The sequence below is a fragment of the Trichloromonas sp. genome (assembly GCF_034006665.1).
Lineage (GTDB): Bacteria > Desulfobacterota > Desulfuromonadia > Desulfuromonadales > Trichloromonadaceae > Trichloromonas.
Window position 1 is genome coordinate 39,628 of record NZ_JAVESI010000018.1, and the last position, 22,532, is coordinate 62,159.

The window sequence follows — 22,532 nt, forward strand, 5'->3', positions numbered from 1 at the left end:
ATCGGTTGAATGCCGCGGCGCCAAGGCGCCGGTGAAAGTGTTATCCGCCTAGATGTAACCTTTGTCGATCGGCAACACGTCGCGGATTTCCCCGGAAAAAACCTTGACTGCCGCCTGCACCATGGGGTGGGCCAGGGCGTCTTCGCGCAGCCGCTTGCGGCGATCCGTCTCCTGGGCCTGGCGCTCCGCGAGCAGGGAGGGCGGCGCCTCGCCCTTGCCCGCCTCAAGCGGGAGCACCCGAAGAGTCACCGGCTGCCCGTAATACTCGCCGGCGACGGCAGTGAGCACCGCCAGGGTTTCGCTATCCCGCAGCTGCTCCAGATGGAAGGATCCCGCCGGAAAACCGATCTCCAGCATAGGAAGCGCCAGGCGGAGAAGGCTGCCGTGTTCCAGCAGCGAGCCGATCATCGGCCGACGGGAACGAACCAGGGCAACCAGCCCCGGCCAACCACCACCGTCGGCAACGGAAGCGGCCGGGGCCTCAGGCTTTTTTGCCGGGGGCTCGGCCTCCCGCGGTCGGGTCGCGGACATCCGGGGCGGGGATGCCGGAGGGGCGGCGGGCAAAGAACCACCGGATGCCAGCCGTCGTTCCAGTTCGTCGAGCTTGCGCACCAGTCCCGCGAGATCCCGGCTCGGAGGCAGAGTGGCCAGGCGTACCAAAGCCATCTCCATGGTCAGCCGGGGGAACGAAGAGCCGACCAGTTCCCCCTCGGTCTTCATCAACAGGGTCATCGCCCGCTGCGCGTCCTCGCCGGCGATCTCCTTCCCCAAACGCTGCAACAGACCGATTTCCTCTCCGGAGAGAGAGAGCAGGTCGGCCGGCTCTTCCAGCACCTGGCATAAGATCAGCCCCCGGCAGAGCTCCACCAGTTCCTGGCAGAACTGACGGAAGGAATGGCCGAGATCGTCCACCCGCCGCACGACGTCGAGCACCCGCCGGCTGTCCCGTTCGATCAGCGCCTCCAGCACATCAAGCAGCAGCCGCCGGTCGACCATGCCGAGCAGACCCTGGACATCGTCGTCGGCGACCTCGTCGCCGCAGAAGGCGATCACCTGATCAAGGGTCGAGAGGGAGTCACGCATGCTCCCCTCCCCGCGCCGGCCGACCAGCCCCAGAGCGCGATCGGAGATGTGGATCCCTTCGGCGTCGACGATCTCCCGCAGACGCGCCGTCACCTTGGGCAGAGCAATCTTGCGGAAATCGAAACGCTGGCAGCGGGAGAGGATGGTGACCGGAATTTTGTGCGGTTCGGTGGTGGCGAAGATGAACTTGGCGTGCTCAGGGGGCTCTTCCAGGGTCTTCAACAGGGCGTTGAAGGCATTGATGGAGAGCATGTGCACTTCGTCGATGATGATGATCTTGAAACGGGAACGGGAGGGAAGATAACGGATATTCTCGCGCAGTTCGCGGACATCGTCGACCCCGGTATTGGAAGCGCCGTCGATCTCGAAGACGTCGACACTCTGACCGGCGGTGATTTCCTTGCAGGAAGGGCATTGGTTGCAGGGGGTAGCCGTCGGGCCGTTTTCGCAATTGAGGGCCTTGGCGAGGATCCGTGCCGCCGAAGTCTTGCCGACCCCGCGGGCGCCGGTGAAGAGGAAAGCATGGTGAACCCGCCCCGCCTGGATGGCGTTGGCCAGGGTGCGGCTGACATGCTCCTGGCCGACCAGATCGGCGAAAGTCTGGGGTCGCCACTTGCGAGCCAGTACCAGATAGGACATGCGCTTCAGGCAACTCCGGGCTAGAATTAAAGGATGTCGGCCATTCCAAAAAGGATTGCCGGCACAAGTGACAGCCAGGCACCCCCGCGGCACACGGATAGTGCCGTTACCGCTGCTCCCTTCCGGGCCTGACGGGGTTCACGGCCACCCGTTGCGCGGGACCCGGCTGTCACTTCTGTCGGCAATCACTCGCCCCTTGAACGGCTGATGAAAATGGCGCATTCTCAGGATATAAAAAACTAACGAATCCCCCAAAAATACGGAGGTTGAAACAAAACTGGCGGAGAGGGGGGGATTCGAACCCCCGGTACCTTGCGGTACACACGATTTCCAGTCGTGCACCTTCGGCCTCTCGGTCACCTCTCCGCAGATTGCGAAGAATACACAAAGCCCCCCTGCGTGTAAAGTAATTTTTCTTGCCGTCGTGGTCGGCTAGCCCATCAGGCCGTGATCAACAAAGCTGACGTACTGGCCGCTGCCGATGATGATGTGATCGAGAACCCGCACCCCCATGAGTTCCCCCGCTTCCCGCAGACGCCGGGTGAGTTCCAAGTCCTCACGGCTCGGCGTCGGGTCGCCGGAGGGATGGTTGTGGACAAAGAGGACAGCGGCCGCTGATTCACGCACGACCGGCGCAAAGACCTCCCGGGGGTGGACGATGCTGGCGTTCAGACTCCCCTCGGAAATCCGCACTTCACGCAGCACCCGATTCTTGCTGTCGAGCAGCAGGGCGATGAAGACCTCCTTGCGATGATCGCGCAGCCGCTCGTGAAAGTGCCGGTAGACCTCCGCTGAACAGGTGTAGCGTGCCCCCGGATTCAGCTCCTCGCCGCCGAAACGCCGCGCCAGTTCAAAAACGGCCTGTACTTCCGCCGCCTTGGCCGGCCCCACACCCTTGGTTTCGCACAATTCGACAATCGTCGCCCGCCCCAGCCCACGCAGATTATGAAAACGGCTAAGAAGCAGCCGCGCCTGATCAACGGCGCTGGTCTGACTGGCGGCATCCCCGGTGCGCAGCACCAAGGCGAGAAGTTCGGCGTCGGAAAGAACCGACGGCCCCTGGGTGAGGATCTTCTCCCGGGGTCGTTCGGCTTCGGGCCAATCCTTGATCTTGCGCATCAAAAGGGTCCCTCCTTAATCTGATCGTCAAAACATCGGCCCGAACTCTAGCACGAGCCTGCCATCGCGCCAATAAAAATTAGGGCAGACACATTTTTGATGTGCCTAAAAGCAAAAAACCCCGACCGCGATGGCCGGGGTTTTTTGCTTTCACGCTGTCCCGTTAGGGGAATAAGCAGCTATTCACGGACATAGGTATCGATATCGGTCTCATGAACCATGCCCATGGTCCGGGCGTATTCCGATTCAATGATGTCGTAATGATTGCGGGTTTCTTTGGCCACCTGTTCGAGGACGACGCGGGCCATGGGATCGACCACCTTCTGGGCAAGCATGATGAAGTTCTTCTCCATGTCCTCCTCTTCTTTGAGGGCCAGTTCGCGCACCTTACGTTCAGACATGTTGGCGTTGAGAGCTTTCTGCAATGAAACGAGCATGGCCGAATCGGGATGTGGCGGGGCGTTGATGAAATCATTGAAGGGGCCGAGATCGGAGCCTTTGTAATAATCGAAAAAGCGCGCGACATTTTCACGCACTTCTTTCGCCAGTTGTTCCAGAACCCTTTTTCCTTCCGGGTTCTTGTTGACTTCAGCAGCTTTGAGATAGAAATCCATGAGGTTTTTCTTGGCATGAATCGCCTGTTTCAGAGCTTCCTGCATCTTGAGTTCTTGGGGCATGCTCACCTCCTGTCGGCTAGGGGGATAGGGAAGACCGGCACGCCGGTCATCAACGGAAAGACGAGAAGACTGCAAGAACCATTTCGGCAACCGCCTTGTCGCCTTATAATTATGCCGAAGGATGAGAACCTGTCAAAGGCCTGATGAAAGAATTATCTAAAGGGAATTTCAAGGATTTGGACACGGCCGGCGGATGTGGCAAAATAAGCCGGTGGACTTTGCGGAAGAGGGAAGACATCCCTGCAAAGACGCGATCAGCCCCCGACCGACGTTCCTGCCGCACCGATTCTTCCGGCAAATGGCGAAACGGGTCAAATGTCTCTACCGGCTGAGCCGTAACCCGACCTGCCCTAACTGGCTGTTGAAGGTGAGTCCGCCTCTAGCGAGGGACAGATGACCACCCTGCGCACCACCGGCGGCGGGTTCGCTCCGACAAGAAGGGCCGGAGACGAAAAAAGGCCGGAAAGATGACCTTCCCGACCCGAGGATCGCTACGAATGCACGCCGGAAGCTACCAAGGGAGAACCTGGCCGGTGTGGGCCCAGAGCTTGCCGCTATCCTTCAGGGTCAGGGACGTCAGCACCTGGAAGAGCTCAGCCGCGCTCTGCCGGGGCATTACCGGCGCTTCGGGGCCGCCCATGCGCGTCCTGACCCAGCCGGGATGCAGGGCCACGGCAATGATTCCCCGGTCGTGCAGATCGATGGCGAGATTTTTCGTCACCATGTGCGCGGCGGCCTTGGAAGAGCGATAGGCATACATTCCCCCCTCGGTGTTTTCGGTCAGGCTGCCGAGTTGGCTGCCGACGGTGGCGATGATCTTCCTGCGACTGCGCGCCACCTGCTCGACGAAGGCCGCCGCCATGTCCAGGGGCGCGATGCTGTTGATCCGGAAGGTACGCAGCCAGGCATCCGTATCAATGGCGCCGAAATCCTGCCGTTCGGGTCCGGAAACCCCGGCGTTGTTAAGCAGGATGTCGATGGCCTCATCGGCCAGGACGGCACTAAGCTCTTGAATCCGCGCGCTATCCGTCACTTCCAGCGGGAAGATGCGGAGAGCTTCCGGCAAACGCTCCGCCAGGTTTTTCAGCTCACCGGCGACCTGGGGATCCCGGCAGCAGGCCAGCACCCGCCAGCCGTGGGCGGAAAATTCCCGGGTCAGTTCCAGGCCGATGCCGCGGTTGGCACCGGTAATCAGAATGGTCTTGCCCATGCACCCTCCTCGGCCCGCGCGGACCCGATCAGTTGGCGGGAGTCGGTTTCAGCTTTTCGGTGATGTTGTTGGCGATCCAGGAACCGTCCCACCATTCGATCGGCTGTACCGACAAACCCGCGATAATCGTTTCGTAATGCAGATGATCGCCGCCGGCCATGCCGGTAGCGCCGCTGTTCCCGATCACTTCCCCCTTGGCCACCTCCTGGCCAACGGCGACGCCGATACGACTGAGATGGCCGTAGAGGGTCTGCAGCCCAAGGCCGTGATCGATAACCACGCACAGCCCGTAGATGCCCAGATCGTCGGCGTAGACCACACGTCCGTGATTGGCGGCCAAAATTTCGACCTGGGCGGTGGAGGCGAGATCGATGCCGAGATGGGTCTGGCGATCAATCTCCCGCCCTTCATAAAAATAGGTGCGGTGATCAGCGAAAAGAGCCAGGGTCGCCGCTTTCGGCTGGCTTGCAAAGGCCCCCTGCCAAAGAGGCGTGGGCGAGGTTTCCCGGGCGAAATCGGCGCGACGCGCCACATTCTTTATGCGCAGTTCGTTGTTAACCTTGAGGAAGATCTCCAGCGGATCGGTCACCGTGGGGAAATAATCTTCGAAGGAAGGCATCTTCGCCTCCAGGAACGGTTGACTGATCTCGATCCGCCGCTCCCGAAAGGGCTTGACGCTGGTGTGATAATAGATGCCGGTCAGACGCTCGTTGCCGGCCACGTCCACGGCGATGACCTTGGGCACAAACTGTTCCTCCGGCATGTCCCAAGGATAGGCGAAGAGCGCGGCGTAGACCCCATCCCCCTGGGGATGGCCGGGAAAGAAATGATCACCAACCACAACCCCGGTCTTGGTCACCGGCTCGGAGAGGGTATAGGTCACCAGCCCCGCGCCCCCCTTGGTCAGGTTATGGTGGCGGCTCAAGGGGGAGATGATCGGCGCCCTGTTGTCGAAGTCGAAGCTGAAGGTCTGATCACTGGTGCTCCCCGAAAAGAGCGGAAAGATGCTGCGATCGACGGCCACCACCCGCAACTGCGCGGGACCGTCCGCGATCCCCAATTTTTGCAGGGGGAGGGGCTCGCTCTGCTCCAGGGTACCCTCGGGGAATTCCCGGGAAAGCACATCGAAGGTTTTCTCGCCCTGGGTCAGGGTCACCGTCAGCTTGCTCAGACCCGAACCCGGGTCACTGAGCTTGAGCACCGGCGGATGCTTGCTGGAGGTCGGTCCGGAAGCTGGGGTCAGCTCTATCAGCGGGCTTTGGGTGTCACGGAAATAGAAATACCCGCCCCCCACCAGGGCGGCAAAAAGAACGGCGATCAATACGAGGGAAGAAGTCTTCAACGGTCTGTCCTTTTTTCTTGTGAATTGGCCAAGGGTCGAATCTCTCGGGCGCTTTGCCGACCTACTATAACGATGAACGTTCCAATGAGCAATAGTCGGCGCGTTCAATCCTCATCGGAACACCTGCTCTCGCCGCAGCTCCGCCAGCCACTCCCCCACTCCACCCGCGGCGCTTCGGCCCGCCCACGCCAGCAACTCCGGCAACGCCGCCTCGGGGGAAAGGCGTTGGGGAGAGAGAGCATGAATCAGACGCAGAGTCGCCAAACCGTCGAACCAGCAGTGAAAAGCCTTGAGCAAGGCTTCGGGACGGGGATGATTGCGACGCAGACGTTCCCAGACCACAGAAAAGTTCCGTTCTTCCAGATAGGCGGCGAGTTCCGGCGCCCGGTTCCGGGCTTGGGCAAGAAGGCCCAAACCGGGATCTTCCTTCCGGGCGGCGATCAACGCAAGCCATTGGCCGAGAATCTGGAAGGCCCGGGGAGCGTAAAAACCGACCGCCGATTCCTCGCCGTCCAAAAGCCGGGCGACGCTGCGGCCGGTACCGAAAGGAGTCCGACCGGAAGGACGCGGCGAGGGCCGCACCAAGGTGCCGGCGACCGGCGCGACACCCGAGGTTTTAGCCAACTGCTGCAGGAAGTAGAAATCCTCTCCGGCCCTACGCCGGTTCATCCCTCCCGCCTTGAGGTAGGCATCAGCCCGGCAGGCCAGGGCGCTGCCGACACTGTGAAAGGCATAGGGCGAACCGGCCAGCTCCAGGCCCAGGACATAGTGGTGCAGATAGAGCTCGTAACGCTCGATGGCCCGCTGCTCGGCGGCGTTTCGCCCCGGCTGGTGGATAAAGGGCAGGACCGCGCCGCCGGCTTCGGCATTGGCGAAGTGGTGGAAAAGCGCCGGCAGATAGGCGGGGCACACCAGGGTGTCGGCATCGAGGCTGACCAGAAAGGATGATCCCGAGTCCCTCCGCAGACGGGGCAGGACAAGATCGAAACCAAGCTTGCGAGCCAGGCCGACACCGGCGCTTCCGGCAGGCAGCTCCCGCCCGGGTCCGGTGGCGTCGACCCAGGCCAGGCGCAAGGGCCCACTCGGCCCTTCCCGCAGCCGCCGCAGATCAGCGTGATTGACGGCGCGAACGGCATCCGCGGCGCCTTCCCCGTGGTTGATCACCACCAGAACCAGGGTGCGCGCCAGAAACTCAGGAGGATTCTCCGCCAGGGAAGTCAAAGTAGCAAAGAGGCTCTCCCCTTCCGCCAGGGAGGGAATGATCACCGCCGCCGCGAAATCCCCCTCGGAACAGCCTTCGGCCGCCCAAGGACCGGAAAGAGCGCGACGGTGCAGATACTGGGCAAGCAGAGCGGCGTTCAACAAGACTCCTCAAGAAGAAAGGGGTAGGCAGGGGCCCCTTGTATCCCCTTTTCCCAATCCTGCCAAGACTTTTTCGCGCCGCCAATAAAAAGGGGGAGCCACAACTCCCGTTGCGCCTCCCCGCTTGATCATATCCCTGCAATCAGGATTCAGGGCCCGTGGGACCGTTTCTTGTCCTCATCCCGATGGTGCCGACGGCCTGAAATCTCCCGTGCCGCACGACCGACTTGGCGCAAGGCTGGCCACACCTGGCGCAGCGCGATCAACGCGCAGACCGCGAAAAATCCCCAGACGATCCACCCCGCCTCGGCCGGTTCCCGCCCCGCCGCCCAGGCGGCAGCCGGAATCGTTGCCGCGGCCAGTCCCAGAACCAGGTTGGTCATTCGCATCCGTCCGCCGTCCCTTCAGGCCAGAGCTTCAAGGCGCTGGAGGCGCTGCGACTGGGGCGAAGGCACCTGGGGATACTTCTCGAAGGCGCAGCGCACCGCCAGGAGGAGTTCTTCCCTGTCCTCGTCGGTCTCCGGCCGCAGAGCATGGTAGAAGATACCTTCGCCGCGCACTTTGCGCAGCAGGGGGAGAGAGTCCTCGTCCGAGACCAAGATGATCATCATGTCCTTGCTGCATTTTTTCACCAGCGGAATCAGTTCCACCGCCAGCATATTCTCGAACTCCATGCCGAGAAGGAGAACCTGCGCCTGATTCTTCAGGGCGTCCCGAAGGATTTCCACCACCGAATTGGCAATGCGGATCTGGTATCCCTCCGCGGCCATGAGCTTGCGTATTTCCTCGCGCGAAGCGCTGTCTTGGTCGGCAATCAAAAGTGTTCGCATAATATCCGCCTTTCCATGTCATTCATCGTGGATGATCGTAAAGGATGCATTTCCCGGCGCCGTCACGAAAGAAAGGTTCTCCGGACAGCGGCAACGGGAAGACTGGCCTTTAGGCTTTGCTCTTACCTGTAGCAGCGCTCATGCCAATTTATAAAACCTTTTAAAAAGAATTATTAACATATTAAATTTATTCGGTATTTTTTAAATGAAAAACATCTCTTCCGAAACTTGAGATTAGAAGCGTATAGCAATTTCATACGTATCCCCGGGGGACATCCCCCGAAAACATCCGAAAAAGTGACTTAACCGGCTGGAACAAATGAGGATTTAGGCATTTTTTGAAAATGTATAGGGAGTATATACAGAGGATGGGATTTATGGGGGGGATCAGCGGCGGCCGGGAAAAAGAGGAGAAAAGGAGCGAAAAACCTTCATTCGTCGAGTTTGCCGAGCAGTTCTTTTTCGGTGCGGATCGCCTCGCTGCAATAGTTCCAGATGGCGTAATACTCCAGGGAGAGGATGGTTATACCAGCGGCGAAGACCGCCCAGAAGTTATCGGGAAGGGCCTCGGCATAGTAGTAGAAGAAATAGAAGCCGCTCAGGTAACCAAGATGGGACCAGCCGCGATAGGTCTCGGTCCCCTCCATCATCCGCGAAAGGATGAGAACCAGCGCGGAAAAGCTGTAGACGACCAAGGCGATGCTGATCAGCTTGACGGGAGGGGCCGCGCCGAGTACCGCCCGCGCCCCTTCGGAAAAACTCGGCAGAAAATTGAAATTGCGCTGGGCACCGAGGCTGAGAAGAATGAATATCGCCAGCCCCCAGAGGCCGCGATTGGAGAGCTGATGGAGTCGGCGGATTTCACGGCGCACCTCCTCCCGTAACGGGCCCCGATCAAAACGGGAAGAGTTTAACTGCTCGCCGGAAGGGTCGGGACGCTCGCTCATGAGGACACCTATCCGGCAAAGGTATCGGGGGGAGAGGGGCGGGTCGACGCCGGCTCACCGCCGCGTCCGCGCAGACTTTCCAGTTCGCGGTCCTTCTGCTCCAAACGCAGCGCCATACTTTGCAGGGACTTGCCGAGCATTTCGATCTCGTCGATACCGCCCGGAGGGGGCTCGTCGGTATTGCCGCGGGTGGCAGCGTTGGCGTAGGCGACCAGGTTGATGATCGGCAGCAGGATATTGCGGCGCAACAAGGCGCAGACGCCGCCGACGGTCAGGATCAGCACCATGATACAGAAGACGGCCATGCGCCAACCGAGGGTGGCCAGGGTGGCGCGCAGGGGCTCGGCCGAGAGGCCGATATCGAGGGTTCCGAGAACTTTCAGGTTGGCGGAGTGAAAGTGGCATTCGGCGGTAGAGCAGCCGGGTTCATTGTAGATGGGGGCGGTGATCGCCACCACATGATGCCCTTTCTCGTTCGTGAAGCGGCGGGCTTGTTCCATGGGGCCGAGGTTGGTGGCGGGCTCCTCTTTTTCATGGCAGCTGATGCACCCGGCGTTCTTTTTGTCCACCAGCTGATTGACTTCGCCAAGATCCGCCGAGTAGACGACCATCCCCGAATGGTTGAAGATGCGGGCGTGCTCCACCCCGCTCTGCTCGCCGATATTGGAAATGATGTTACGCAGACTCTCGCGGTCGTCGTGAAGCATGGCGTAACGGGTCGATTTGACGATGATCCCCGCCAGGTTGACTTCCCGCTGGATGGCGCTGTTGAGCATATCCCCCTTGATGAAAGAATAGAGCAGGATACTAGCAACTACGACAAAACCGGTGACCGCCACGGCGACCGGAACGACGGCTTTGGCAGCGATGCTTCTCATAAGACATCCATCCTTTGTGCTGAATCCCGCCTGGAGAACTTGAACACCTGAGAGTTAGTGAGGATTAATAGCACAAGAACAGCGCCCAAGTCAAACGATCCTTGCCTGTAAACACAAACTTTTACTGATGATTTTTACGGGCTTCGGTGGCGTTCAGGCGGCAGCGGCGGGCAGGATGAGAGTGAAGACGCTGCCCTTGCCGGGAGTGCTGTGCACCACCACCTGGCCGCCGTGCGCCTGGGCGATATGCTTGACGATCGCCAGTCCGAGCCCGGTGCCGCCAAGCTTGCGGCTACGCGCCGGATCAACCCGGTAAAAGCGCTCGAAAACGCGGGGCAGATGTTCGGCGGCGATGCCGACTCCCCAGTCCTGCACCTTGATCATCAGCTGATCCCCGAGCTGGGCCGCATCGACCACCACCTTGCCACCATTGGGGCTGTACTTGACGGCATTGGTCAGCAAATTGACCAGCGCCTGCTCCAGCAGCGGGGCGTTGATCCGGCCGCGCAGTTCGGAGGAGCAGAAGAGGCGGATCTCCAGCTGTTTTTCGTCGGCGGCCGACTGGCAGACCTGCTGGGCTGCGTGCAGCACCGGCCAGACCGGCGCCGTCACCAGGGGGATGCTGGCGGCCCCGGCGTCCTGTTCGATGCGCGAGAGAGCCAGCAGATCGTCGACGATGGCCTCCAGCCGGCTCGCCTGGCGGGCGACGATGGCGAGAAAGCGCTCGGCGGCGGCGGGATCGCCGAGGGCGCCGCCGCCGAGAAGCGTTTCCACCGAGCCCTTGATGGCGGTGATGGGGGTTTTAAGCTCATGGGAAACATTGGCGACGAAATCCCGCCGCACCGACTCCAGCCGGCGTAGACGGGTGACGTCGCTGAAGACCATGAGCGCACCGATTTCTCGCCCCCCCAGGTCGCGCAAGGGCGCCCCCCGCAGTTGCAGGCAACGTTCTCCGTCGGGCCCGTGCAGACAGACATCCTCCTCTTCCATCTCGTGGCTGGCCAAAACCCGCTCCACGAAACGCTGCAACTCGGCCTTGCGCGCCACTTCGAGCACCCGCCGACCGGTCACCTGGGCAGGAGTGACGGCAAGCAGGCGGGCCGCCGCTTGGTTGATCCGCAGAATGCGCTCCTCGGGATCGATGGCGATCACCCCCTCGGTCATGCTCGACAGCACCGCCTCCATCTCGTTGTTCTGCCGGGCCCGGGACTGAATGCGCTCGTCCAGTTCGCCGGCCATGCGGTTGAGGGCGCTGCCGAGCGCGGCGATTTCCAGCGAGCCCATCACTGGCAGCGGTTGGCCAAGATCCCCCCGGGCAAAGCGCTGCGCTCCCCGAGTCATCTCCTCCAGCGGTCGGGCGATGCGCCGGGAAACGAAGAGGCTGAGCAGGGCGGAAATCACCGCGATGCCCAGACCGACCCCAGCCACCCGCCAGTAAAGCCCATGCAGGGCGTTAGACATGGCAGTCACGGGGATCGCCACCCGAAGTGCGCCGACCAGCGTATCTCCGTTGATTTGCGGCAGCGCCGCATACATCATCTCCTGTCCGAGAGTGGCGCTGTAGCGGATGACATGCCCTTCCCGGCCGTCCAAGGCCGCCGCCACTTCCACGCGGCTTCGATGGTTGTCCATGCGCGCCGGGTCTTCCCGGGAGTCTCCCAGCACCCGCCCGTCAGGCAGGATTACGGTGATGCGGGTGGCGGAGAGCCGCCCCAGTTCCTTGCACAGAGCATCCAGCCGCGCCCCCTCTTCCGCGCTCCAGGATCCGGCGAGCCGTTCGGAAATCAGCCGCCCTCGGGCCTTGAGTTCGACAAGAGTCTGATCGACATGAAAGTCACGCAGCGCGCGGGAAGTGTACCAGGCGACCGCCACCAGGACGATGAGAATGAGGACCAGATAGGAGGGATAGAGGTGCCAGAGAAGGCGACGAGAGCGCATGCTCACTCCTTGAAGCGGTAGCCGACGCCCCGCACCGTTTCGATGTAGCTTCCGGCATCGCCGAGTTTCTTGCGCAGGCCGACGACCTGCACATCGACCGCCCGATCGGTAACGGCGTAGCCCTCGCCACGAACGGCGTCGACGATCTGGGTGCGGGTGAAGACCCAGCCCGGGCGTCCCGCCAGCAGATAGAGCAGCCGGAACTCGGTCAGGGTCAGTTCCACTTCACGTCCGGCGACCAGCACCTTGCCTCGCCCCGGATCGACGACCAGGTCATGCACCGCCACCGGCTGCCCGGAAAATTCCGGCCCGGACTGACCGCGCCGGCGCAGCACCGCCTGAATACGGGCCTTGAGTATCTGCGGGCTGAACGGCTTGGTCAGATAGTCGTCGGCGCCGATCTCCAGACCTGAAACGATATCCGCATCCTCCCCCTTGGCCGTGAGCATGATGATCGACAGTTCGGCGGTGCCGGGCTCGGCGCGCAGTCGGCGGCAGACCTCGAAACCGTTCATGCCAGGGAGCATCAGGTCGAGAATAACCAGATCGGGATGGAGCGCCGTCGCCTTGGCCACCCCCTCCTCACCGCTGGTCACGCAATCGACCCGATAGCCAGCCTTGATCAGATTGTACTGGATCAGCGCCAGGATATCTTCTTCATCCTCGATGACGAGGATTCGTGCCTTACTCATCGTTCACCTCTTCCGTTAGCCGTTGATGTCGGAAGTCTGTCACGGGATTGTTAGAAGTTGATTAGCGCCGCCGCAATTTCTTCCGTTTTTCATTATAGCGGATCCAAACGTCCCTACGAGCCCGCGGACGGAAAAGTCCGCCATTTGCCAAAATCCGCGACGATGATAGAATACCGACTTAATCCTCTTTGTTGCGAAGGGAAGGAGCGACCATGAGCGTCAAGATCCAGATCGTCTTCTACAGTATGTACGGCCATGTCCACCAGCTGGCCGAAGCGGTGGCCGAAGGCGTCCGCCAGGTTTCCGGTGTCGAAGTCGGCCTTTTCCAGGTTCCGGAACTAATCCCCGAGGAAGTCCTGGCGGCCAGTGGCGCAAAAGCAGCTCGCGCAGGCTTTGCCCACATTCCCGTCGCCCGCCCCGAGCAGCTGGCCGAGGCCGACGCCATCCTCTTCGGCACCCCGACCCGCTTCGGCAACATGTGTGCCCAGATGCGCAACTTTCTCGACCAAACCGGCGGCCTCTGGGCGAAAGGCGCCCTGATCGGCAAGGTTGGCAGCGTCTTTGCCGCCACCGCCACCCAGCACGGCGGCCAAGAGACGACCATCACCAGCTTCCACACCACGTTGCTCCATCACGGCATGGTCATTGTCGGCGTTCCCTACAGCGAGACCCGGCTGACGACGATGGCGGAAGTCACCGGCGGCACCCCTTACGGCGCCACAACATTGGCCGGGCCCGACGGCAGTCGCCGGCCGAGCGCAAACGAACTGGAAATCGCCCGCTTCCAGGGTCGCCATGTGGCCGGAATCGCCACCCGCCTCCACGGCGGTTGAGGCCGTGACGAGTGAGGAGTGAGGCGCTGCGGCCGGATCGCGCCTCACTCCTTCTCGCGTCATCGCAAGAATTCATGGATTCCCCGTCCCGCCTGATTTAAAATCCCGTCATCACCCTGTATCGTTTCAGCGTTTCTCCCCAGGAACCCCATGAAGACTCTTGCCTCCGAACTCGCCTATTTCCTGCGCGGTCGCGCTCGCCAGAACCTCAAGGTGCTGATTCTTTATGGCATCTTTCTGCTCACCATGATTCTGGTCTATGCCACCCTCTTCCGCTTTCTCATGTGGCATCTTGAAGGACGTGAGTTTTCCCTGATCGCCGGTATCTATTGGGTCATCACCGTCATGACCACCCTCGGCTTCGGCGACATCACCTTTCAGAGCGATCCCGGCTACGTCTTCGCGGCAATGGTGACCATTTCGGGAGTGGTTTTCCTGCTCATCATCCTTCCCTTCGGCCTGGTCAGCCTCTTTCTCGCCCCCTGGATCGAACAGCGTCTGCGCTACCACCCGACCTATGAGCTCCCCCCCCAGACCCGGGGGCACATCCTGATCTTCGGCATCGACCCCATTACCCGCGCCTTCATCCAGAAGTTGCAGGCCCGCGACCTGCTCTTCGTGGTCGTCACCGCCGATTACGAACAGGCGCTGCACCTGGAGGAGCAGGAGGGCTTCAAGGTGGTCTATGGCGCGGCCACCGATGCCCGGGTGCTCACCGGCCTGCGCGTGGCCGCCGCCCGCTATGTGGTCGCCAACCTCAGCGACCCGGAAAACACCAACATCTGCCTCACCATCCGTTCCCTCTGCCAGACTCCCATCGCCGCCTTGGTCGATGACCCGGAACATGCCGAACTGCTGCGCCTGGCGGGAGCCACCCAGGTCATCCCCCTGACCCGTATCCTCGGTCGTTATCTGGCCACCCGCGGCACCACCCGAGGCGCCCTGGCTCATATTCTTGACTCGTTCGGCACCCTGCAGATCGCCGAAATCCCCGTGCACGGCACCCCCTTTGTCGGGCAGACCTTGAAAGAGGCGCAAATCCGGCAAAAAACCGGTCTTTCGGTCATCGGCCTGTGGGAGCGGGGCACCTTTACCATCCCCAGCGGTGATTCGATCCTGGGCGAACACGCCCTGGTCATGTTCGCCGGCACCCGCGCTCAGCTTGGCGTCCTGGAAAAACTCGCCGGCGAAGCCGCCGAGGACGAACTAATCTTCATCCTCGGCCACGGCCGCATCGGCTGCGCCGCCGCGACTTTTCTCGACCGTCGCCCGGTTCCCTACATCCTCGTCGACCACCACGAAAGCCCGACCTGCCAAGAACATGTGGTGGTCATCGGCGACGCTACCGGCCGCTACACCTTAAAAAACGCCGGCATCGACCGGGCCAGCGGGGTGATCGTCACCACCAACGACGACAGCACCAACATTTTCCTGACCCTGAACAGCCGCCATCTGCATCCGCACATCCGCATCGTCGCCCGCGCCAACCGCGAGGAAAATGTCGAACAGCTCTATGCCGCCGGCGCCGATTTCGTCGTTTCCAACGCCTCAGTGGGGGCCAGCATCCTGATCAACCTGCTGGAGCAAAAGGCCTCGGCTTTTCTCACCGAGGGGGTGGCGGTCTTCCGCCGTCCTCTGCCGACCGCCCTGGCGGGCAAAACCATCGAGCAGTCGCGGCTACGCCCTCTCACCGGCTGCTCCATCGTCGCCCTGGAGCCCCCCGGCGGAGGCGAAACCCTGGTTTCCCCGCCCCCCGAAACCCGCCTGCAAGCGGGGATGACCCTGCTTCTGATCGGCGGCCCAGAACAGGAGGCGCGGTTCGATGAAATCTATGGCTGAGTTACGTTCTCTGTTCATCCGCCCCTTGCAGTCGAAGCGCTTCGACTACAACCTCATCGTCCTCGGCGCCGGCTCGGCGGGCCTGGTCACCGCCTACCTCGCCGCCACCGTAAAGGCCAAGGTGGCGCTCATCGAAAAAGACCGGATGGGCGGAGATTGTCTGAACAGCGGCTGCGTGCCGAGCAAGGCCCTGCTGCGCGCGGCGCGGCTTTTGGCCGACGCCCGTCGGGCCGGAGAGCTCGGCCTGCGGGATGCAGAAATCCCCTTCGATTTCGCCGAGGTCATGGCCCGGGTACGACGGGTGGTGGAGCAGGTCGCCCCCCACGACTCGGCGGAACGCTACCGAGGTCTCGGCGTCGAGGTGATCAAAGGGGCAGCACGCATCACCGCCCCCCATACCGTCGAAGTAGACGGCCGGTCTCTCACCGGGCGCGCCCTTGTCGTCGCCACCGGCGCCCGCCCTTTCGTACCGCCCCTCCCCGGTCTCAACCACATCGACTATCTCACTTCGGACAATCTCTGGAATCTGCGGGAACTGCCGCGTCGTCTAGTTGTTCTCGGCGGCGGTCCCATCGGCTGCGAACTGGCCCAGGCCTTCGCCCGCTTCGGCAGCGCCGTGACCCTGGTGGAGTTGGCGCCGCGCCTGCTCATCCGCGAGGATGAAGAGGTCTCCGAACTGCTCGCCGCCCGCTTCACCACCGAAGGGATCCGCGTGCTGACCGGCCACCGGGCGCAACAAGTGCGCACCGACGGCGAGCACCACATGCTGATTTGCGAACACGGCGGGGAAACGGTGGCGATCCCCTTTGACCGACTGCTCGTGGCCGTCGGCCGCGCCCCCCGGGTCGAAGGCTTCGGCCTCGAAGAACTGGGGGTCGAGCTGAGCGAGCGGGGAACGCTCGCGGCCGATGCCCTGCTGCGCACCAACATCCCGAGTATCTTCTGCGCCGGCGATGTCGCCGGCCCCTACCAGTTCACCCATGTCGCCGCCCATCAGGCCTGGCACGCGGCGGTCAACGCCCTCTTCGCCCCCTTCAAGACCTTCAAGGTCGATTACCGGGTCATCCCCTGGGCGACTTTCGTCGACCCCGAAGTGGCGCGGGTCGGCCTCAGCGAACAGGAAGCGAAAGAGCGGGGGATCCCCTGCGAAGTGACCCGCTATGCGCTAAGCGAGCTCGACCGGGCCCTCGCCGACGGCGCTCCGGAAGGTTTCATCAAGGTGCTGACCCGACCCGGGTCGGACAAGATTCTCGGCGCAACGGTCGTCGGCCGTCACGCCGGAGAGACCATTACCGAGTTCGTAAGCGCCATGAAACACAACCTGGGACTGAACCGGATTCTCGGAACGATCCACATCTATCCGACTTTCGCCGAGGGGAACAAGGCTACGGCAGGGGTGTGGAAGCGCAATCACGCGCCCCAGGGATTGCTGCGGTGGGTTGAGCGGTTTCATGCCTGGCGGCGGGGGGAGTGAAGAAAGCAAGGATATGACGACGTATTCCGTCACAATCCTATCGCAAACTGGAACAAAATTTCAGCCCGTAAGGATACCCCTGTGTCCGACCTGACCCTGCAACAAAAAATCACCCTCCTCGCCGAAAGCGCCCGTTATGACGCATCCTGCTCGTCGAGCGGCAGCGACCGGAGACACTCCGGCGCTCTCGGCCATGCCCTGCCGGCGGGGTGCTGTCACAGCTGGTCGGCGGACGGCCGCTGTATTTCGCTGCTGAAAATCCTCCTCTCCAACGCCTGCGTCTACGACTGCGCCTACTGCGTCAACCGCCGCAGCAACGACCTGCCCCGCGCTACCCTCAGCGCCGGCGAAGTCGCGGAACTGGCCATCAACTTCTACAAGCGCAATTACATCGAGGGGCTCTTTCTCAGCAGCGGCGTCTGGCGCAGCCCCGACGAAACCATGGCGCGGATGCTGGAGGCAGTGCGGCTCTTGCGGGATACGCACCGCTTCGGCGGTTACATCCACCTCAAGGTCGTCCCCGGCGCCGATCCCCGGCTGGTGGAGGCGGCGGGGCGCTACGCCGACCGCCTCAGCGTCAATATCGAACTGCCCAGCGAAGCGAGCCTGAAGCAGCTGGCGCCGGAGAAGGAGCGCAAGGCCATTCTTGCTCCCATGGGACAGATGCGTGAACTGATCGGCGAAGCCCGCGCCGAGCGGAAAAAGAGCCGCAAGGCGCCGCTCTTCGCCCCGGCCGGGCAGAGCACCCAGCTGATCGTCGGCGCCAGCCCCGAGAGCGATTTTCAGGTGCTGCGCCTAGCCGAATCCCTCTACCGGCGCATGGAGCTCAAGCGCGTCTACTACTCAGCCTTCGTCCCGGTGTGCCGCGACAACCGCCTGCCGGCCCTGGTGGAACCGCCGCTCCTGCGCGAGCACCGCCTTTATCAGGCCGACTGGCTGCTGCGTTTCTACGGTTTCGCCGCCGCCGAACTGCTCGATACCGAGCACGCCCATTTCGACCTGCAACTCGACCCCAAGGCTTGCTGGGCCCTGCGCCACCGGGAGTTCTTTCCGGTGGAGGTGAACCGGGCCGATTATTCGACGTTGCTGCGGGTGCCGGGAATCGGGGTGCGTTCGGCGCAGCGCATCGTCCAAGCGCGACGGGTCGGCCCCCTGGATTTCGACGGGCTGAAGAAACTCGGCGTCGTCCTCAAGCGTGCCCGCTATTTCGTCACCGCCAAGGGCAGATATCTGGGGGAAACGGATGTCCAGTCCCTGGATCTGAAACAGCGCCTGATCACCCCGCCGGAGCCGGTCCGCCCCCGGGCAGTGCAGCTCGACCTCTTCTCGGCGATCAGCGGCGAACTCTGATGATCTTTCGTTACGACGGCAGCTACGCCGGATTGCTGACGGTTCTCCAGCGTCTCTTCGCCCGCCGCGAAACGCCGGACGACATCGTCCGACATGAATCGGAACAAGCGGATCTCTTCGCCGAGGTTTTCCCGTCGAATACTGAACCGGAACTCGCCGCTCGCCTGAACGCCACCATTCGCGAGCATCTGGGTACAGAAACCGCCGCCAACCTGCGCGATGCCTTTCTTTCCGACCAGCCCGGCATCGAGATGGCTCTCTACCGCTACCTCAGGCTCGGCTGGCGGGTACGCCGGGAACTCGACCGCCATCTTACCGACCCGGAGGTCGCCACCGTCCACCGCGCCGCCCAGCGCACCCGCCACGAGGCCCACCGTTTCAAGGGGCTGCTGCGCTTCCGCGAAACCGACGACGGCCTGCTCTACGCCCCCTTTCGCCCCGCTGCCGATATCCTCGCCCATCTCGCCGCCCATTTCGCCATCCGCCTCGGCGATCGCCGCTGGCTGATCCACGATGTCCGCCGCGATCTCGGCGCCCTCTACGACGGCCGTCATTGGGCCATCGGCGCCTTGCGCCTGGAGACGGCGCCGACCTTCAGCGCCGAGGAAGACGAGTGGCAAGAGCTCTGGCGCACCTTCTTCCACCATATCGCCATCCCCGAACGGGCCAACCCCCGCCTGCAGAAACGTTTCATGCCGATGAAATACTGGGAATTTCTGGTGGAGAAGAATTAATGATGGCGTCGCAAAAACTCACCAACTGTGGCTTTGCCGCCGTCGTCTTGCGGCTTCGACGTACGTAAGTAGGCCTCATTGCTCGGCGCGGACGCGCCTTGCCTGTACCGCTTTTCGCCGCGCCAGCCCACATGATGCGTTTGGCGAAAGCATCCATGAAACGGGCATCCCTCTGCGCTGCCGCATCCCGGCCTTTTTTATGGGGAACTGGACTGCACCCATCTTTGAAAGGTTCCATCGCTTTTTATAACGAAAGGTCCGGCCATTTATCGGCCGGACCTTTCGTCACGGATCAAGAATCAATGCATTCTTGCTGAAATGTCAGCCCTCTTCCCCACCTTCCCCGTTCAGGCTCATGGCGGCGTCATACAAAGCGAAACGGTTGCGACCGTTCCTCTTGGCCTGGTACATGGCGAGGTCGGCGAAGCGGACCAGGGTCTCGCCGTCGGCACCGTCCTGGGGATAGAGGCTGCCGCCCAGGCTCGCCGTCAGGGTGATTTCGCGCTTATCGATCGAAAGCGGCTCGGTCAGATGGCGCAGAACCTTCTCGGCAATCATTCCCACCCTTTGCGAATCGGGCAGTTCCGCCAGCAGGATGACGAATTCGTCTCCCCCCAACCGGGAGACGGTATCCGCCTCGCGAACGGTCTTCGTCAGCCGCTGGGCCACCGCCCGTAGCAGACGATCGCCGAAGTCGTGACCGAAACTGTCGTTAATCTCCTTGAAGCGGTCGAGGTCGAGCATCAGCACGCCGACCATCCGGCCGGAGCGCTGGGCGTAGTGGATGGCGCTCTCCAGGCGGTCCTGTAACAGGGTGCGATTGGCCAGACCGGTCAACTCGTCGTGCGTCGCCTGATGTTTCAGCCGGTCTTCGGCCCGCTTGCGCTCGCTGACATCGCGGAAGATGCCCAGGCGGCAGGGGATGCCGTCGAGATGAAGAATGGTCCCGTTGATATCGGCGAAAAAGACCGTGCCATCCTTGCGTCGGCAGGGAATGTCGCGGAAATGATAAAGTTCAGCCGCGACAACCTTTTCGAATTCGGCGATCACCTCCGGCAACGAAGACTCGGGATGAATCTCCTCCAGGGTCATGCCGAGCAGTTCGTCCTCGGCATAGCCGAGCATCGTGCAGATCATCGGATTGACAAAGCGAACACGCCGGCTGGCCATATCCGCGATCAGCAAGCCGTCAGCATTGCATTCGAACAGGGTCCGGTAGCGCTCTTCCGACTGGCGCAGGGACTCCCGGCCTGTTTCCAGGCTTTCCGCCATGCGGCCGAAGGCCTGCGCGAGCATCCCCAGCTCGCCGTCGGCTTCGGGTAAACTGTGGCGCGCCTGGAAATCCCCGCGGGCAAAGTCCTCAGTGACCGCCACTAGGGCGCGAACCGGCTCGACAATGGTCCTATTGCCCAGCCACCAGGAAAAAACGAGTGCCGCCAGAATGGACCCGGCCATGAGCAGCAGATTTTTGAAGAGAATGCGGTCGGCACTTTTAAGAATCTCATCTTCGGGGACGCCGGCCCACATGTACATGTAGGGCGCCTCCCCGGAAGCGGACCGAACCGGCTGGAAGGCCACCAACTTGATTCGGCCGTCGGAAGCCGCGACCTTGCCCAATCCCCCCTCGGGATTTTCCTGGACGAGCGTCCAGGCCGAAGGCGCAATCGCCCGGCCGACGGGATTCGTCTCATCCTGCGCCGGATGATAGGAAAGCCGAACGCCACGGTGATCCGTAATGGCGATAAAGGAGCCTTCCGGCAGCGGCACGGCATCGTACAGCCGGGCCAGCTGTTCAAGCTTCAGGGACAGGGTCAGAATCGCCCGGGTAACGCCGGACGAGTCGAGTACCGGATAGGCATAAGGGAAGACGGGAGCATCTCCGCCAATCCGGGTGAGCAGATACTCGCCCGCAGCCAGATCCTTGCGCGCCAGGGCTTCGCGGAAATGTTTGCGATCACCGAGGTAAACACCGGAAAAGGGTCGGCCCGAGGCGAAAACCTCGCCATCGACATGCACCGCGGTGAGGTTGAAAAACTCCGGAGTTCGCGCAATGATCCCGTGAAAAAGCACACTGCTCCCCGCGGCATCGAAATTTCGCACGGCCGGCACCTGGGCCAGCGTCGCCAACGTCTGGCGCACGACTTGCTGCTGGCCGATCTGGGCCTCACAGATATTGCGCACCAGCAAAGTAAGTTCGCGCTCGGCCGATTCAATCGCCTGCTGCCGTTGCTCCAGACCGCAATAGAGAATGATGGCCAAGGCGGGTAAAACCGCCACCAGAACGATAAGCACCAGATGTTTTCGGATCGAAGCCCAGAAGCCGCCCGTCATGACTTGGCTCCCATGGAAAAAAGGAACTTCCGGTCTACCCTGACGGCAAAATCGCCAATACCCATTGCAAACCCTCCACGACCTCGTAGGGAAATCCCGAATTTCAATTATCGCAAAGGATACAATACAAAAATACTTGTGTATGAAAAATTTTCACCCCGTGCTTTTACACAGCCGACAGGCGCAACTCTTCGCCAACAATTTTACGGGTTCAACCGTGGCGACCGGCCCTCTTATCCGTTATCCTTCAAAAATCGACGGGCTGTTGTGGCAGGCGGCTCGGCGATAACCATGAAGACTCCCTCTTCATACCTCCCTCTTGTTCCACCCCCCTTGGCCGGTTACGGGATACCTCCCCCGTAACCGGCCTCTTTCTTTTGATACCGATCACAATTCCGGATGTTTCAGAAAAAATAAAAGGCTTAGCCGAAATCGATTAAGGTCTACCGGTGGAAACACCTCGCGAAATGCCCCGAATGCGGGTGGGACTTGTCGGCCTATCATCCGTGCCTTGAACGCAAAAAAGCCTGAATTCTGGCCATCAACACGAAGCTCCCGGCACCGTCGGGAGCTTCGTGTCCGGCTCAATTCAAGAAGCATATCCGGGCCGGCCTACAAGGACCGCCGGAATCTGTCCATCACTTTGCCGACCTGGAGAAACGCCTGGCCGTCATCGAGGCCCAGCGGGAGGCCCCTAAAGCCAAGGAGAGAATCGAAGAGCTCAGGCAATAATTGAGCAGAATCAAGATCGCCCTAGAGGAAGAGCGGAAGGGCAGAGTGGAGTCAAAAAAACAGTTGGAGGGGAAGAAGGCGGATGGCCTTAAATTCCTTAGGCAAAGGGGGATTGAAATACAGAACAACTTTCCGGAAAGGCTCAACTCAGAAAATCCGGCTGGGCCTTTTGGTGTTTTGGAAATGGTGATTTATGGGACACTGTTGAAGGAGGGCGAATCGCCAACGGTCAAAACTCACGAGATTTGCTAAAGACTACAACTTCCGCAACGATGTCCCATGTCTAGGTTTGACCCGATGCGTTTTCATAGGTCGGCGGAGATTTTTGGAGTGCTTAGGCGATTCATTGACTTGTGCTATGATTCGCCGGATTGTTAACTAATTCATATTCTAATAAAAGATGCAATCGCGAAAAAAGCTCACGCGGCTTGAGGCATGAGCCAACCAATTCGGTTGTTGCCGGGCCGAAAGGCCTCGGCAAAATGTCGTAGATATCCCCGCAGCGGTCTTAATGGCTCTTTG

At 61.4% G+C, this 22,532-nt stretch carries 18 protein-coding genes, 1 tRNA gene, 1 other RNA gene and 1 pseudogene; 6 read left to right on the forward strand and 15 right to left on the reverse strand.

Annotated features, from left to right (window positions below):
- Positions 1-48: 48 nt before the first annotated feature.
- From dnaX to RBR25_RS08860, 14 genes are all read right to left on the reverse strand, one after another.
- Positions 49-1,722 (reverse strand): DNA polymerase III subunit gamma/tau, encoded by a 1,674-nt coding sequence (gene dnaX, locus RBR25_RS08795; RefSeq protein ID WP_432819181.1) that lies wholly within the window; start codon positions 1,720-1,722, stop codon positions 49-51.
- Positions 1,723-1,791: 69 nt separating this feature from the next.
- Positions 1,792-1,890: signal recognition particle sRNA small type (gene ffs, locus RBR25_RS08800), an RNA gene on the reverse strand.
- Between the two features lie 110 nt (positions 1,891-2,000).
- A tRNA-Ser gene (locus RBR25_RS08805) sits at positions 2,001-2,088 on the reverse strand.
- A 66-nt stretch (positions 2,089-2,154) separates the two neighbouring features.
- Positions 2,155-2,841: a RadC family protein gene (radC, locus tag RBR25_RS08810; RefSeq protein ID WP_432819182.1), complete on the reverse strand. Its 687-nt coding sequence runs from the start codon at positions 2,839-2,841 to the stop codon at positions 2,155-2,157.
- Between the two features lie 179 nt (positions 2,842-3,020).
- A complete protein-coding gene (locus tag RBR25_RS08815) occupies positions 3,021-3,518 on the reverse strand; it encodes a ferritin-like domain-containing protein (RefSeq protein ID WP_432819183.1) in 498 nt (165 codons plus the stop codon).
- A gap of 511 nt (positions 3,519-4,029) precedes the next feature.
- Positions 4,030-4,728: an SDR family oxidoreductase gene (locus tag RBR25_RS08820; RefSeq protein WP_432819184.1), complete on the reverse strand. Its 699-nt coding sequence runs from the start codon at positions 4,726-4,728 to the stop codon at positions 4,030-4,032.
- A gap of 28 nt (positions 4,729-4,756) precedes the next feature.
- Complete coding sequence (locus RBR25_RS08825; RefSeq protein WP_432819185.1) at positions 4,757-6,070, reverse strand: M23 family metallopeptidase; 1,314 nt, start codon at positions 6,068-6,070, stop codon at positions 4,757-4,759.
- Positions 6,071-6,181: 111 nt separating this feature from the next.
- Positions 6,182-7,432 carry a glycosyltransferase gene (locus tag RBR25_RS08830; RefSeq protein WP_432819186.1) on the reverse strand — a complete coding sequence of 417 codons (1,251 nt, stop codon included), beginning with the start codon at positions 7,430-7,432 and terminating at the stop codon, positions 6,182-6,184.
- Positions 7,433-7,581: 149 nt separating this feature from the next.
- Complete coding sequence (locus RBR25_RS08835; RefSeq protein ID WP_432819187.1) at positions 7,582-7,821, reverse strand: hypothetical protein; 240 nt, start codon at positions 7,819-7,821, stop codon at positions 7,582-7,584.
- A gap of 15 nt (positions 7,822-7,836) precedes the next feature.
- A complete protein-coding gene (locus tag RBR25_RS08840; protein ID WP_432819188.1) occupies positions 7,837-8,262 on the reverse strand; it encodes a response regulator in 426 nt (141 codons plus the stop codon).
- Positions 8,263-8,693: 431 nt separating this feature from the next.
- Complete coding sequence (locus RBR25_RS08845) at positions 8,694-9,209, reverse strand: menaquinol oxidoreductase (protein WP_432819189.1); 516 nt, start codon at positions 9,207-9,209, stop codon at positions 8,694-8,696.
- A gap of 8 nt (positions 9,210-9,217) precedes the next feature.
- The gene (locus tag RBR25_RS08850; RefSeq protein WP_432819190.1) at positions 9,218-10,087 is read right to left on the reverse strand and encodes a HAMP domain-containing protein; all 870 of its coding nucleotides are present in this window, start codon (positions 10,085-10,087) and stop codon (positions 9,218-9,220) included.
- Positions 10,088-10,240: 153 nt separating this feature from the next.
- A complete protein-coding gene (locus RBR25_RS08855; RefSeq protein WP_432819191.1) occupies positions 10,241-12,025 on the reverse strand; it encodes an ATP-binding protein in 1,785 nt (594 codons plus the stop codon).
- Between the two features lie 2 nt (positions 12,026-12,027).
- The gene (locus RBR25_RS08860) at positions 12,028-12,717 is read right to left on the reverse strand and encodes a response regulator transcription factor (protein WP_432819192.1); all 690 of its coding nucleotides are present in this window, start codon (positions 12,715-12,717) and stop codon (positions 12,028-12,030) included.
- A 212-nt stretch (positions 12,718-12,929) separates the two neighbouring features.
- On the opposite strand from RBR25_RS08860, the gene wrbA reads away from it, so the two are divergent.
- The 5 genes and pseudogenes from wrbA to RBR25_RS08885 all read left to right on the forward strand — a co-directional run bounded on the left by wrbA (position 12,930) and on the right by RBR25_RS08885 (position 18,947).
- The gene (gene wrbA, locus RBR25_RS08865) at positions 12,930-13,550 is read left to right on the forward strand and encodes an NAD(P)H:quinone oxidoreductase (RefSeq protein WP_432819193.1); all 621 of its coding nucleotides are present in this window, start codon (positions 12,930-12,932) and stop codon (positions 13,548-13,550) included.
- A gap of 150 nt (positions 13,551-13,700) precedes the next feature.
- Positions 13,701-15,389, forward strand: coding sequence for a potassium channel family protein (locus RBR25_RS08870; protein ID WP_432819194.1), 1,689 nt, complete (start codon positions 13,701-13,703; stop codon positions 15,387-15,389).
- A gap of 13 nt (positions 15,390-15,402) precedes the next feature.
- Positions 15,403-16,863: pseudogene (locus RBR25_RS08875) on the forward strand (dihydrolipoyl dehydrogenase family protein); the annotation flags it as partial.
- Positions 16,864-16,953: 90 nt separating this feature from the next.
- Positions 16,954-18,213: a putative DNA modification/repair radical SAM protein gene (locus RBR25_RS08880; protein WP_432819199.1), complete on the forward strand. Its 1,260-nt coding sequence runs from the start codon at positions 16,954-16,956 to the stop codon at positions 18,211-18,213.
- Positions 18,213-18,947, forward strand: a complete 735-nt coding sequence (locus tag RBR25_RS08885; RefSeq protein ID WP_432819195.1) for a TIGR03915 family putative DNA repair protein — start codon at positions 18,213-18,215, stop codon at positions 18,945-18,947. Before RBR25_RS08880 ends, RBR25_RS08885 begins: the two co-directional genes overlap by 1 nt.
- A 321-nt stretch (positions 18,948-19,268) precedes the next feature.
- Here RBR25_RS08885 and RBR25_RS08890 read toward each other — a convergent pair whose 3' ends face one another.
- Positions 19,269-21,278, reverse strand: coding sequence for a diguanylate cyclase domain-containing protein (locus tag RBR25_RS08890; RefSeq protein WP_432819196.1), 2,010 nt, complete (start codon positions 21,276-21,278; stop codon positions 19,269-19,271).
- 732 nt (positions 21,279-22,010) lie between these two features.
- Between RBR25_RS08890 and RBR25_RS08895 the strand changes: the two genes are divergently transcribed.
- Positions 22,011-22,262 carry a hypothetical protein gene (locus RBR25_RS08895; protein ID WP_432819197.1) on the forward strand — a complete coding sequence of 84 codons (252 nt, stop codon included), beginning with the start codon at positions 22,011-22,013 and terminating at the stop codon, positions 22,260-22,262.
- The last annotated feature ends 270 nt before the right edge of the window (positions 22,263-22,532 follow it).

Bases quoted from the DNA above. Each gene is read 5' to 3' on its own strand.
- radC (WP_432819182.1), bottom strand. From the start codon at position 2,841: ATGCGCAAGATCAAGGATTGGCCCGAAGCCGAACGACCCCGGGAGAAG.
- RBR25_RS08835 (WP_432819187.1), bottom strand. From the start codon at position 7,821: ATGCGAATGACCAACCTGGTTCTGGGACTGGCCGCGGCAACGATTCCG.
- RBR25_RS08815 (WP_432819183.1), bottom strand. From the start codon at position 3,518: ATGCCCCAAGAACTCAAGATGCAGGAAGCTCTGAAACAGGCGATTCAT.
- RBR25_RS08840 (WP_432819188.1), bottom strand. From the start codon at position 8,262: ATGCGAACACTTTTGATTGCCGACCAAGACAGCGCTTCGCGCGAGGAA.
- RBR25_RS08890 (WP_432819196.1), bottom strand. From the start codon at position 21,278: ATGACGGGCGGCTTCTGGGCTTCGATCCGAAAACATCTGGTGCTTATC.
- RBR25_RS08820 (WP_432819184.1), bottom strand. From the start codon at position 4,728: ATGGGCAAGACCATTCTGATTACCGGTGCCAACCGCGGCATCGGCCTG.
- RBR25_RS08870 (WP_432819194.1), top strand. From the start codon at position 13,701: ATGAAGACTCTTGCCTCCGAACTCGCCTATTTCCTGCGCGGTCGCGCT.
- dnaX (WP_432819181.1), bottom strand. From the start codon at position 1,722: ATGTCCTATCTGGTACTGGCTCGCAAGTGGCGACCCCAGACTTTCGCC.
- RBR25_RS08855 (WP_432819191.1), bottom strand. From the start codon at position 12,025: ATGCGCTCTCGTCGCCTTCTCTGGCACCTCTATCCCTCCTATCTGGTC.
- RBR25_RS08845 (WP_432819189.1), bottom strand. From the start codon at position 9,209: ATGAGCGAGCGTCCCGACCCTTCCGGCGAGCAGTTAAACTCTTCCCGT.
- RBR25_RS08885 (WP_432819195.1), top strand. From the start codon at position 18,213: ATGATCTTTCGTTACGACGGCAGCTACGCCGGATTGCTGACGGTTCTC.
- wrbA (WP_432819193.1), top strand. From the start codon at position 12,930: ATGAGCGTCAAGATCCAGATCGTCTTCTACAGTATGTACGGCCATGTC.
- RBR25_RS08860 (WP_432819192.1), bottom strand. From the start codon at position 12,717: ATGAGTAAGGCACGAATCCTCGTCATCGAGGATGAAGAAGATATCCTG.
- RBR25_RS08850 (WP_432819190.1), bottom strand. From the start codon at position 10,087: ATGAGAAGCATCGCTGCCAAAGCCGTCGTTCCGGTCGCCGTGGCGGTC.